At 37.6% G+C, this 12,222-nt stretch carries 11 protein-coding genes; 9 read left to right on the forward strand and 2 right to left on the reverse strand.

Annotated features, from left to right (window positions below; translation table 11 throughout):
- Positions 1 to 14 precede the first annotated feature (14 nt).
- Positions 15 to 2,156: an assimilatory nitrate reductase catalytic subunit NasC gene (nasC, locus tag B0I26_RS12630; protein ID WP_111645788.1), complete on the forward strand. Its 2,142-nt coding sequence runs from the start codon at positions 15 to 17 to the stop codon at positions 2,154 to 2,156.
- Positions 2,157 to 2,333: 177 nt separating this feature from the next.
- The gene (locus B0I26_RS12635) at positions 2,334 to 3,551 is read left to right on the forward strand and encodes a nitrate/nitrite transporter (protein ID WP_111645789.1); all 1,218 of its coding nucleotides are present in this window, start codon (positions 2,334 to 2,336) and stop codon (positions 3,549 to 3,551) included.
- A 99-nt stretch (positions 3,552 to 3,650) separates the two neighbouring features.
- On the opposite strand, the gene B0I26_RS18360 is transcribed toward B0I26_RS12635, so the two are convergent.
- Together B0I26_RS18360 and fbpA are read right to left on the reverse strand one after the other, a co-directional pair.
- On the reverse strand, positions 3,651 to 3,788 hold the full coding sequence (locus tag B0I26_RS18360; protein ID WP_181502894.1) for a hypothetical protein: 138 nt from the start codon (positions 3,786 to 3,788) through the stop codon (positions 3,651 to 3,653).
- A 2-nt stretch (positions 3,789 to 3,790) separates the two neighbouring features.
- Positions 3,791 to 3,994 carry a Fur-regulated basic protein FbpA gene (gene fbpA, locus B0I26_RS12640; protein ID WP_245934788.1) on the reverse strand — a complete coding sequence of 68 codons (204 nt, stop codon included), beginning with the start codon at positions 3,992 to 3,994 and terminating at the stop codon, positions 3,791 to 3,793.
- A gap of 149 nt (positions 3,995 to 4,143) precedes the next feature.
- Between fbpA and B0I26_RS12645 the strand changes: the two genes are divergently transcribed.
- The 7 genes from B0I26_RS12645 (at position 4,144) to B0I26_RS12675 (ending at position 12,219) form a co-directional block, all read left to right on the forward strand.
- A complete protein-coding gene (locus B0I26_RS12645; RefSeq protein WP_111645790.1) occupies positions 4,144 to 4,443 on the forward strand; it encodes a MerR family transcriptional regulator in 300 nt (99 codons plus the stop codon).
- 730 nt (positions 4,444 to 5,173) lie between these two features.
- Complete coding sequence (locus B0I26_RS12650; RefSeq protein ID WP_111645791.1) at positions 5,174 to 6,178, forward strand: LacI family DNA-binding transcriptional regulator; 1,005 nt, start codon at positions 5,174 to 5,176, stop codon at positions 6,176 to 6,178.
- 232 nt (positions 6,179 to 6,410) lie between these two features.
- Positions 6,411 to 7,220 (forward strand): sugar phosphate isomerase/epimerase family protein, encoded by an 810-nt coding sequence (locus B0I26_RS12655; RefSeq protein ID WP_111645792.1) that lies wholly within the window; start codon positions 6,411 to 6,413, stop codon positions 7,218 to 7,220.
- Between the two features lie 35 nt (positions 7,221 to 7,255).
- Entirely contained in the window at positions 7,256 to 8,449 is a 1,194-nt protein-coding gene (locus B0I26_RS12660; RefSeq protein WP_111645793.1) for a substrate-binding domain-containing protein, read from the forward strand.
- A gap of 44 nt (positions 8,450 to 8,493) precedes the next feature.
- The gene (locus B0I26_RS12665; protein ID WP_111645794.1) at positions 8,494 to 9,678 is read left to right on the forward strand and encodes a levoglucosan dehydrogenase; all 1,185 of its coding nucleotides are present in this window, start codon (positions 8,494 to 8,496) and stop codon (positions 9,676 to 9,678) included.
- Positions 9,679 to 9,734: 56 nt separating this feature from the next.
- Positions 9,735 to 11,234 (forward strand): sugar ABC transporter ATP-binding protein, encoded by a 1,500-nt coding sequence (locus tag B0I26_RS12670; RefSeq protein ID WP_111645795.1) that lies wholly within the window; start codon positions 9,735 to 9,737, stop codon positions 11,232 to 11,234.
- Positions 11,215 to 12,219, forward strand: a complete 1,005-nt coding sequence (locus tag B0I26_RS12675) for an ABC transporter permease (protein ID WP_111645796.1) — start codon at positions 11,215 to 11,217, stop codon at positions 12,217 to 12,219. Before B0I26_RS12670 ends, B0I26_RS12675 begins: the two co-directional genes overlap by 20 nt.
- Positions 12,220 to 12,222 lie beyond the last annotated feature (3 nt).

Raw genomic sequence — 12,222 nt, forward strand, 5'->3', positions numbered from 1 at the left:
ATAGGTGAAGCAAAATGACAAAAGATTTGTTAAATTATTTTCGGCTAAAACAAAAAGATCGCGCGTCGGAAACGTTGTTTGATACACAATGCCCGTTTTGCAGTGTTCAATGTACGATGCAGCTTGTTGAGGAACGTGTTGTTGAAAGGGCTCATTATAAAGTGATTCCGAAGGATAACCCTACTTCCCACGGCCGGCTTTGTATCAAAGGGTTAAACGCTCATCAACATGCTTTGCACCCGGAACGTTTGAAATCTCCGCTATTAAAGGTAAATGGTCAATTTGTTCGTGTGAGTTGGAAAGATGCTTTAGATTTTATTAAAGAAAATTTTAGGAAAATTCAAAAATATGATGGGTTCAACGCATTAGGAGTTTATGGGGGCGGTTCGTTAACAAATGAAGAGGCATATTTGCTAGGGAAATTTGCCCGCGTTGCGCTGAGGACGAAACACATTGATTATAATGGACGTTTTTGCATGTCCGCAGCAGCATCGGCGATGAATGATACGTTTGGAATCGATCGAGGATTAACTAATAAGTTATCGGAAATTCCGTTTGCCCGTTGTATTATTTTAGCGGGTACGAATATTGCTGAATGTCAGCCGACGATCATGCCGTATTTTCATCAAGCGAAACAAAACGGTTCGTATTTCATCGTAATCGATCCAAGGGAAACGGCAACATGTGAATTAGCTGATTTACATTTGAAAATTAAACCAGGGACCGATGCTGCGTTAGTGAATGGTTTTCTTAAAGTTATTTTTGACGAAGGATATGTAGATTATGCTTTTGTAGATGAGAAAACGGAAGGATTTGCGGAGCTAAAGGAGCATATAGATCGAATCCAGTTAGATGAAATCGCACAATTAACAGGAATTGCTCCTGAAGTTATTCGTTTTGCTGCGATTCAATATGCAAGCGCGCAAACCGGGATGGTATTTACTGCTAGAGGCGTGGAGCAACAAACAAATGGTAATATGACCGTACGTAATTTCTTGAATTTAGTATTAGTAACAGGAAAAATTGGTAAATTGGGTTGCGGTTATGGGGCAATCACCGGGCAAGGAAACGGACAGGGAGGACGGGAGCATGGGCAAAAGGCCGATCAGCTCCCGGGTTACCGCGATATTGAAAATGAAGAACATCGAAAATATATCGCCGACGTCTGGGGAATTTCTGAAAATGAATTGCCTCGAAAAGGGGTTTCCGCTTATGAAATGATGCAAAAAATTTCCGCTGGAGAGATTACTGGAATGTTTATTATGGGATCTAATCCTATTGTATCGAGTCCGAACGCGCAATTTGTAAAGAAGGCATTAAAAACGTTAAAGTGTTTAGTTGTTGTCGATTTGTTTTTATCAGAAACGGCACAACTAGCTGATTTAGTATTGCCAACTTCTTCTTATTTAGAAGATGAAGGAACGATAACTAATCTAGAAGGAAGGGTAACATTAAGACCGGCATCGAAAATACCCCCGAAAGAAGTGAAGCAAGATTGGGAGATTCTTTGTGAAATCGCAGATGTTTTAGGCAGGGGAGAATATTTTCGTTTTTCATCAGCGGAAGAAATTTTTAATGAACTACGGCTCGCTAGCCGGGGAGGAAAGGCTGACTACTACGGTATCACTTATGAGCGCTTGCGGAAGGAGCGGGTATATTGGCCGTGTCCGTCTTTTGACCATCCCGGAACGGCAAGAATGTTCGAACAGTCGTTTGCTCACCGTGATGGAAAAGCGCGGCTGGCTGTTGTTGAAAATCAATTTCCGAAAGAGCAAATAACCGAACAGTATCCGCTTTACTTAACCACCGGAAGAGTTTTATCCCATTACTTAACTGGTGTCCAGACGAGGAAAAGTCCAGCATTAGCGTCACGTCATATTGAATCATTTGTCGAAATCCATCCGAATGCAGCTAAAAAATATAAAATTGAAAATAATACATTAGTTAAGCTGGAAACAAAACGAGGCGCGGCTGTTGTAAGAAGCAAATACTCATACAAAATTCGTGAGGATACTGTTTTTGTGCCGTTTCATTGGAGTGGAATACAAAATATTAATCAAATTACCGATGATTCATTAGATCCTCATTGCAAAATGCCTGGATTTAAAATTTGTGCTGTAAGAATAAGCCCGATTGTTAATTTAGAAAAAAATTAAAAAAAGCACTTCCTTATAAATTAGATTAGGAAGCGCTCGAAGAAAATGCTTTCATAATCATTATAACACGGATGGAAAAATCGGTGTATTCAAAACTTCGATGAAAACGCAGCAAGATTCCATAGTACACACAGAATATAGCTTTTATATCAAAAAATGGGTGAAGGAGAATGTGTGATGGAGCAAAGAAGTTTCTTGAAAAGCGGCCATACTCCTACATTATTTAGTGCATTTTTGTATTTTGACATCAGCTTTATGGTATGGGTTTTGCTTGGTCCGCTTTCCGTCATCATCATGAATGATTTTCAGATGAATGCTGCACAAAAAGCGAATTTGGTCGCTTTGCCTATATTGGGCGGTTCTATTCTTAGAATTGTTCTTGGATTTCTCACAGACTATATCGGCCCGAAAAAAACAGCCCAAATCGGCATGGTTGTTACGTTTGTTCCGTTAATTTGGGGATGGAAATTTGCTGATAATTTGTCAGAGCTCTATATTGTTGCTTTATTGCTGGGAATTGCCGGGGCGAGTTTTGCCGCGGCGTTACCGCTGGCCAGCCGCTGGTATCCTCCGCAGTATCAAGGTTTGGCGATGGGGATTGCCGGAGCAGGGAACAGCGGGACTGTTATCACTACACTGTTTGCTAATCGTATTGCCCAACATTATGGAGACTGGAATATTGTTTTCGGATTTGCTCTTATCCCTGTTGTCATTACATTCATCATCTTTTCAATTTTAGCTAAAGACAGTCCTAATCAACCTGCACCGAAAAAGTTAGTCGATTATATAAAAGTTTTGAAGCAAAGAGATACATGGCTGTTTTGTATATTTTATAGCGTCACTTTCGGCGGTTTCGTTGGTATGTCAAGCTACTTGACCATCTTCTTTAATACACAGTACGGTTTGGATCCGGTAAAAGCAGCCGATTTTACGACTATCTGTGTTATCGCCGGTAGCTTTTTCAGACCGATTGGAGGTTGGCTAGCGGATAAACTTGGTGGAATTCGAATGTTAATCATTCTATACAGTGTCGTTTGCGTTATGATGGCGTTACTTTCCACTCTTCCAACATTAACAATAGCAACAATTTTACTGTTTGTAGCTATGATGAGCTTAGGAATGGGTAATGGTTCTGTATTTCAGCTCGTTCCTCAGCGCTTTCAAAAAGAAATTGGTGTAATTACCGGTATTGTAGGTGCAGCAGGAGGTTTTGGAGGTTATTTTCTGCCAAAAATTTTGGGGAACTTGAAGTTAGCAACAGGTTCTTTTACTCATGGGTTTCTCGTTTTAAGTGGAATCGCTGTTTTATGTACGGTACTCATCACGATTGTACAAAGACAGTGGAGAAAATCATGGATTGGCGCTGGAGGAAGAGCAAGGGTGGAACACGTTTAAGGAAATAAAATGGTTGGCGGCAGTGCCAATACTCCGCCAATCCGAGGAAAGGGAGGGCTGACACAAAAAACAAGTGTCAGCCCCTTTTGCTAATGAAACTTATATACGGTTTTGTACTGCTCGTATCACTTCATAAGCGCGTTCGCCAATTAAACGAATCAACTGTTCAAAAGTAGCGTCCCTCTGCCGATCCAACTCAACAATTCGCTTTGCCAGCTCAAGAGCTTTTAGATCCATTGCTATCCCCCTATTTTTTTCTTTTTCCTCTGTAATACATTTCGCTCGTATTCATGGCGCAATTCTTTAACAGTCCATTGTGTGAGTGAACTAATATCCGTAAACATGCCTGTTTTGATTAGTTCGTAAATATAAAATTGTTTCTGTTTTGCTATTGCTTTCTGAAAGAGGTTTCCCATTTTTTCCACTCCTTTTTTATTTTTCATTATACCTCTTTTTTTAGATTCCGACATTTAATTTGTTATGTTTTATGACATAAAAAATAATTAATGTAAGATTTTTTAACAAAAAAGTAACAATTTCTAACAAATCTATTTATACTTATGTTAAGTATCTTCTTACAGAGGTGAACGATATGGCTCAGAAAAATGACCCATATAAATTTAAAAAAGTCATCTCTATTGGAATCGTGAGTGAGTTGACTGGATTATCCCCAAGGCAAATTCGTTATTATGAAGAGCGGAAGCTCATTTTTCCTGAACGATCCAAAGGAATTCGTAAATACTCGTTTGCCGATGTTGAACGATTAATGGAAATTGCTGATAAACGGGAAGAAGGAGTGACAACACGAGAAATCCGCAATGAAATGACAAAAGAAGTACGTGAAAAAATGTTGAAGGGACAGATGAATGCTCATTTTCACTTTCGGTCATAATTCTGTATAGATGGGGCGGTGGCTTGGCTGTAAATATGTAGAGGTCGATCATTTTGATTGATGAGCTGGGATAGAACAGAAACAACCATGTTTTCCAGTTTTCTTGCATTAATGGTGATAATTGCTTAAATACCATAAGTTATAAATTATGGAGGAGATTGGCGTTTGCTTCTTTTCCTGCATCGGGCGGACCGATTAACAGAATACTTGTCTCGGAAGAAGCAACTTGTTTTACTTTTTAGAATCGCCTAGAATATAATGTTTTATCTGAACGATCAATAAAAAAGAAAGTATATATTCGATGAGGGCTTGTTTCCAAAAAGCTTTTTATAATTGTGTTTTCATCTAAGACGAGAGAAATGTCTCTTACGCTCGCCGTGGCTACTGCGATTTCACATTGTTTATAATCAATAACTGTACGTAAGTTTTAGTACGATATTTACGTTATGTATAGGAAGTGAGTAGAACGAAAAGGAAAAGCGAATGTTACAAAGAAATGAGTATTAATTAAGTTTTTGCATTCTTATAAGATTCTCTACTCTTTTTCATCTTCTTTTCCTTTTCTGTCTCGCGCAGTTCTCGAATGATGAACATGGATTTTTTGCGTACATTTATGCATTTGATAACATGTTATTGTTCTGAAAATATACAAATAAAAAAATAGTTGAAATTTTAATTGTAATCGATTACAATAACCTCAGATAAAACTCAAGAAACGGAGATATAAAATATGGTAACGATCAGTGATGTTGCAAAATTAGCGAATGTTTCTACAGCTACTGTTTCCAGAGTTTTAAGCAATTCTGGCAATGTGAAAAAGGAAACGACCGAAAAAGTTTTAGAAGCGATACAAAAACTAAATTATCAGCCAAATATATTAGCTAGACAGCTTCGGAAATTGGAAACAAAAACAATACTTGTTGTCGTACCAGATATTACGAACACATTTTTCTCAAAGGTATTGAGAGGAATAGAACATGTGGCAATTGAAAACGATTACGAAGTCCTTCTTGGGGATACAGGTAATAATGTAGAACGTGAAAGAGGATATTTAGATATATTGCGCCAGAAAAAAGCAGATGGAATGATTTTGTTGACAGCGAGACTTGAATCTCATTTGTTAGAGGAGATTGCTGGTGAATTTCCTGTTGTTCTTGCGTGTGAGTACTTAGAAGGCTCTACAATTCCAACCGTTTCCATAGATAATATCAGCAGTGCAAGAAAAGCGACGGAATACTTAATCAATTTAGGACATCGAAGAATCGGTTTTATATCCGGTCCTCTAAATGTTATATTGAGCCGTGATCGATTAAAGGGATTTCGACAGGCTATGGCACAACATAATATTCCAATCGAGTCGTTTTTAGTGCAAGAGGGCGATTTTTCTTTTGAAAGTGGCTATAACATGATGATGAAATTTCTGGCACTTGATCAACCTCCGACAGCCGTTTTTGCTGCTAATGATGAAATGGCTATTGGGGCAATAAAAGCCATCAAATCTAAAGGATTGCATGTTCCTGATGATATCTCGGTTGTTGGTTTTGACGACATAAAATTTTCATCCATTTATGAGCCGGCACTTACTACCATTTCACAGCCAATGTTTGAAATAGGAAAGAAAGCGATGGAGCTATTAATAAAGCTAATTAATAAAGATCAATTAGAAAAAAATCAATATATACTTGAAGATCAGTTGGTGATTCGTGAGACATGCAAGGAATATGTTTCAAAATAATTAATTAATTTTAAAAAATGTAATGGATTACATTATATAGAAACATCTACGGAGCAGTTTTTGTAATCGGGGCTTAAAAACAGCCCTAATCAGCGCTTGTTTTTATGGGAAAATTATATTTAATAAAAGTAAAATGTAATCGATTACATTTATTGAGGAGGTGAGGAAAGTTCTATAGATGAATGTTATGTTGTTAAAATGACATGACAAACAATTGAATGGAGGGAGAAAAATGAAGTTAGGTTATCAAACCAATACTTGGGGGGGCGTAGTTGGTCACCCAGCAGGAGTTACGTCCGTTAAAGACCTTTACTACCTTGCAAATGGTTCGACGGAGGAAGCATTAAAAGATATTGCTGCATCCGGATACAAAGGATTTGAAATTTTTGATGGAAATCTCATGCAATATATCGATAAAAAAGAAGAGTTTAAAGCATTAATGAATCAGTATTCTTTAGATTTTATAGCAGTTTATTCAGGTGGAAATTTTATTTTTCCAGATATTTTAGAGGAAGAATTATTAAAAATTGAAAAAGTAGCTGCTTTTGCTTCTGAATTAGGTGCAAAGCATTTAGTTGTTGGGGGTGGGGCCATTCGTGCAAATGGCATTTTAGAAAGCGATTACACGGATTTAGGACATGCCCTTAATAAAGTTGTAGAAATTGCAGAAAAATACGGCTTAATCCCAAGCTACCATCCTCATTTAGGAACAATAGTCGAATCTCCTGAACAATTAGATAAGTTAATGACATTAACGTCTATTAATCTATGTCCTGATACCGCGCATATAGAGGCAGGAGGCGGTAATCCGGTCGATGTTATAAAAAAATACGCTTCTCGGATTAAATACGTTCATTTTAAAGATTACGACAATGGAGAATTTTTACCTTTAGGGAAAGGTCATCAAAATTTTGCTGAAATGATGAAAGCATTAGAAGAATTTCATTATGACGGATGGATTACTGTAGAATTAGACAGCTATCCGGACCCAAAAAAAGGTGCGGAAATTAGCCGGGACTTTTTAAAGAGTTTGGGTCTCTAAAATAGGCTAGTATTTCAAGAAAAGGGGATGGGTATATGAGAAAAATTTTCATGATGTTAGTAACGGTTCTTTTTATTAGTAGTCTTGTGCTTGCTGGGTGTAATCAAAAAGAAAGCGCTTCAAATTCTTCTAATGAGTCATCAGAAACAGGGAATACAGAAACTACAGAGGTGGCAGAAAATACTACTTCAGGGCCAATTACAATTAATCCGGATATATCCGGGGACCAAGAAATTTTAAGTAAAGGTCCTCACGGAGAAACAGCTGTTTCAGCAAAAACGTTACAACTAACTGAAGAGGAAGTTAACAAAATTAAAGAAGGAAACTATAAAGCGGCAATTGTTATGCATTATGCAGGTAACGACTGGTCAACAGCTCAAATTGAAGGTCTAAAAGCAACGTTTAAAAGAATGGGTATTGAGGTAGTAGCGGTGACCGATGCCAATTTTAAGGCAGAAAAACAAGTTTCAGATATTGAAACGGTACTAGCAAAGGATCCTGATATTATAGTCAGTATTCCGGTTGACCCTGTTTCTACCGCTGAAGCATACAAAAAAGCGGCGGACGCAGGTGTAAAGTTAGTATTTATGGATAATGCACCACAGGGATTAGAAGCAGGTAAAGATTATGTGAGTGTTGTCTCAGCAGATAACTATGGAAATGGTGTTGCAGCTGCAGAAATTATGGCAGAAAAGCTTGGTGGAAAAGGGAAAGTTGGTGTTATTTTCCACGATGCGGACTTCTTCGTAACAAAACAGCGAACAGAGGCGTTTGAAAAGACAATAAAAGAAAAGTATCCGGATATTAAAATTGTAGCACGAGGTGGTATTACAGCCCCTAGTGATGGCGAAAAAGTAGCTTCTGGTATGTTAACGAAACATCCAGATTTAGATGGTATTTTTGTAGTTTGGGATGTACCTGCCGAAGGTGCATTAGCAGCTGCACGTACAGCGGGACGTGATGATTTAGTTATTACAACAATTGATTTAGGGACAAATGTTGCGTTAGAAATCGCTTCCGGTGGTATTGTGAAAGGACTAGGGGCACAGTTACCGTATGACCAAGGGATCGCAGAGGCGATTTTAGCTGGTTATGCTTTGCTTGGAAAACAGGCTCCAGCTTATGTGGCAGTTCCGTCATTAAAAGTGACAGAAGAAAATGTGCTGGATGCATGGAAGCTTGTCTATCATAAAGATGCTCCTGAATCTATTCAAAATGCAGCAAAATAAAACAATTAATAATAATTTTTGAGATTAACAGGGAGGTTACAAATATGAAAAAGTTTAACATAGCAATGATCGGTGCTGGATTTATGGGGAAAGCGCATTCGCTTTCATATGCGGGGATGCCTATGTTCTTCTGGCCTGCTCCGGGGATTCCGTATCGTAAAACAATAGTAGATGTAACAGAAGAATTAGCAAAAGAAGCTGCCCAACGTTTCGGTTATGAGAACTATACTTCTGATTGGAGAAAAGTCGTAGAGGATCCAAGTATTGATATTATTGATATCGTAACACCGAATGATTCGCATGCGGAAATCGCTATTGCAGCTGCGAAAGCTGGAAAGCATATTATTTGTGAAAAACCGTTAGCAAGAAATGCCGAAGAAGCAAAGAAGATGTGGGATGCAGTGAGGGAAGCTGGAGTCAAACATATGGTTGCTTTCAACTACAGAAGAACACCAGCTGTTGCTCTTGCTAAAAAATATATTGAAGAAGGAAAAATTGGTAAAATCCTTAATTTCCGTGGAACTTATTTGCAAGATTGGTCAGCAGATCCTAATTCACCATTATCATGGCGTTTCCAGAAAAAAGTAGCCGGTTCTGGTGCATTAGGTGATATTGGAACACATGTTATTGATTTCGCCCGCTATCTTGTAGGTGAAATTTCAGAGGTTATGGCTATTACGAAAACGTGGGTACCGGAAAGACCGATTCAAACTAGTGGCGTTGATAAGTTAGGAACAATAAAAGGTGAATCAGATGCTCCTAAGGGTGTAGTTGATGTTGATGATGAATTTTCTACTTTATTGAAGTTTGAAAACGGTGCCATTGGTAGTATAGAAGCAACCCGTAATGCTTGGGGTCGTAATAACTTCTTAACATTTGAAATTCATGGTGAAAAAGGTTCATTATATTTTAACTATGAGCGTCGTGATGAACTGCAAGTATGTTTTGCTGATGACCCAAGTGACAGTAAAGGATTCAGAACAGTTTATACAGGACCTGCACACCCATATGGTGAGGGATTATGGCCAATTCCGGCATTAGGAATCGGATATGGAGAAACAAAAATCATTGAAATTTATGATTTCTTAAAATCCATTGTCGAAGATACTGAGGTCTCACCAAACTTCTATGATGGTTATCGTATTGCAGTCATTTGTGACGCAATTTTAGAGTCCGCTGAAAAAGGGGTTTGGGTAAATTTAGATAAGAAATTGGTGAATGTAAATTAGAAGTTTTTGGGGTTACTCTTAACAAGAGTAGCCCCTATTAAAGGAAGGTGATCATAATGGAGCAACCTCTACTATCGATGGAAGGAATTTCAAAATCTTTTAATGGTATTAAGGTTCTTGATTCCGTAAGCTTCTCACTAAGAAAAGGAGAAGTTCACGCCCTTATGGGAGGAAACGGTGCTGGAAAATCAACATTGATGAAAATATTAACAGGGGTTTATCAAGCTGATGAAGGAGAAATTTTTATAGAAGGAAAAAAAGTGTCTATTAATGATACTGAAGATGCGAAAAGAAATTATATATCAATGATTTTCCAAGAGTTTAGCTTAGTTCCGACGTTAACTGTTGCTCAGAATATATTTTTAACGAGGGAACCAAAAAACGCAATTGGAATTCTTAATGATAAAGAATGTATTGCAAAAACAAAAGAATTATTGAAGGAATTGGAAGTTGATATCAATCCAACAGATATTATCGGAAACCTTGGTGTAGGTTATTGGCAAATGACTGAAATTGCGAAAGCTTTATCACAGAACGCAAAAATTTTAATCATGGATGAACCAACTTCATCCTTAACTAAAAAAGAAACAGAAATTCTTTTTAATTTTATAAACAAGCTAAAAAAGAAAGGTATTTCCATTATTTATATATCACACCGTATGGATGAAATCTTTCAAATTTGCGATCGAATTACGATTTTACGTGACGGCAAAAAAATTGCTACTGAAAGTTGTGACGAGATCACTATGGAAACAGTAATTCAGCATATCGTAGGTGCTGATTTAGATAAAGCATTTGAATGGAAAGAAAGATTTTATTCGATTGAAGGAACTCCTATTTTAGAAGTAAAAAATCTCTCGTCTGGAACAAAAGTAAGAGATATTAGTTTTCGTTTATATCCTGGAGAGATTCTTGGTGTTGCCGGATTAATGGGGAGCGGGAGATCGGAGATGGTCCGCGCAATCTTTGGAATCGATCCAATAGATGGCGGGGAAATTTTTGTAAAAGGAAAAAAACATACAATTAAAAGTCCTACTGATGCAATTGCTGCAGGTCTCGCACTTATTCCGGAAGACCGAAGAATGCAAGGACTCATACTTCAACATAGTGTAAAAGAAAATATTATTTTGCCTATTCTTTCCAAAATAAAAAAAGGAGTCTTTTTAGATGAGCGAAAGGCAAATAAGATAGCTGAACAGTTTGTTGAAAGGTTAAATATTAAGACGGATGATATTTTTAAAACAGCTGGATTGTTATCTGGAGGGAACCAGCAAAAAATTGTTTTAGCAAAATGGTTAGCGAATAACCCTGATATCTTGATTTTAGATGAACCAACTATTGGGGTGGATATTGCGGCGAAAACGGAGATTATTGATATTATTCGTGAATTAGCGGATAGTGGAAAATCAATATTAGTCATTTCTTCAGAACTTCCTGAGCTTCTCGCAGTAAGTGATCGAATCATTGTAGTTCATGAAGGTAGAGTTGTTAAGGAGCTGAAAAGAAAAGAGATTGATTCAGAGGAGGTACTCCAACATGCCATCCAAGGATATTAAGATGAATGATTCATTCAATCTACAAAATAATTTAAGTCCTGCTAAACGATTAAAAGCATTTGATTGGCGAAATTATATCGTATATATTGCGTTCGTTGGTGTTATCATCTATTTTTCTATTACTTTACATGATGAAGGATTTTTAACAACGTCCAATTTATTAAATATCGCACGACAAACCGCGATGATCTCGATTATGGGAGTAGCGATGACTTTTGTTATCAGCACGGGTGAAATTGACCTTTCTGTCGGCTCAATTACTGCATTAGCTTCGTTAACAGCTGCATTAGCACTCCAAGCGGGTCTTGGTTTATTTGGAGGAATCGCTGCTGGATTAGGAACGGGGCTGGCGATTGGAATCATCAATGGGCTTCTTATTACCAAAGTGGCAATCCCCTCTTTTCTTGTAACGCTAGGGATGATGGGAATTGTAAAGGGATTAGCGATGTGGATTACAGATACGGCACCAGTTCCAATTGTTCATTCAACGTTTAATTTTTTATTTGGCTCAGGTGACATTGGCTCAATTCCTATTTTATTAATTTGGACACTCATTATTACTATTATTGGTCATATTATTTTGAAAAAGACAGCTTTTGGAAGACAAACATTAGCAACCGGCGGAAATGAGATGGCTGCAAAATTTTCAGGTGTGAAAACCTCAAAAATTAAATTTTTAGTCTTTGTAGGATCCGGTTTGATGGCTGGATTTGCTGGAATGTTATATGCAGGGCGGATGCACGCAGGGAGATATACATTTGGAGAAGGCGATGAACTATCTGTGATTGCAGCTGTTATTCTTGGTGGAACAAGTTTATTTGGCGGAGTTGGTACAGTTATTGGAACAGTCATTGGTTCATTAATGATTGGTACGATTAACAATGGTTTAATCATAATGGGGCTTGATGTTAGTCAACAAATGATTGTGAAAGGATTAATCATTATTTTAGCTGTAGCATTCGGAAGAAAAACATTAAAGAAATAGGAG

This window comes from Paranoxybacillus vitaminiphilus (genome assembly GCF_003259935.1).
Lineage (GTDB): Bacteria > Bacillota > Bacilli > Bacillales > Anoxybacillaceae > Paranoxybacillus > Paranoxybacillus vitaminiphilus.

Bases quoted from the DNA above. Each gene is read 5' to 3' on its own strand.
- B0I26_RS12660 (WP_111645793.1), top strand. From the start codon at position 7,256: ATGAGAAAAATTTTCATGATGTTAGTAACGGTTCTTTTTATTAGTAGT.
- nasC (WP_111645788.1), top strand. From the start codon at position 15: ATGACAAAAGATTTGTTAAATTATTTTCGGCTAAAACAAAAAGATCGC.
- B0I26_RS12675 (WP_111645796.1), top strand. From the start codon at position 11,215: ATGCCATCCAAGGATATTAAGATGAATGATTCATTCAATCTACAAAAT.
- B0I26_RS12670 (WP_111645795.1), top strand. From the start codon at position 9,735: ATGGAGCAACCTCTACTATCGATGGAAGGAATTTCAAAATCTTTTAAT.
- B0I26_RS12650 (WP_111645791.1), top strand. From the start codon at position 5,174: ATGGTAACGATCAGTGATGTTGCAAAATTAGCGAATGTTTCTACAGCT.
- B0I26_RS12645 (WP_111645790.1), top strand. From the start codon at position 4,144: ATGGCTCAGAAAAATGACCCATATAAATTTAAAAAAGTCATCTCTATT.
- B0I26_RS12665 (WP_111645794.1), top strand. From the start codon at position 8,494: ATGAAAAAGTTTAACATAGCAATGATCGGTGCTGGATTTATGGGGAAA.
- B0I26_RS12635 (WP_111645789.1), top strand. From the start codon at position 2,334: ATGGAGCAAAGAAGTTTCTTGAAAAGCGGCCATACTCCTACATTATTT.
- fbpA (WP_245934788.1), bottom strand. From the start codon at position 3,994: ATGAAAAATAAAAAAGGAGTGGAAAAAATGGGAAACCTCTTTCAGAAA.
- B0I26_RS18360 (WP_181502894.1), bottom strand. From the start codon at position 3,788: ATGGATCTAAAAGCTCTTGAGCTGGCAAAGCGAATTGTTGAGTTGGAT.
- B0I26_RS12655 (WP_111645792.1), top strand. From the start codon at position 6,411: ATGAAGTTAGGTTATCAAACCAATACTTGGGGGGGCGTAGTTGGTCAC.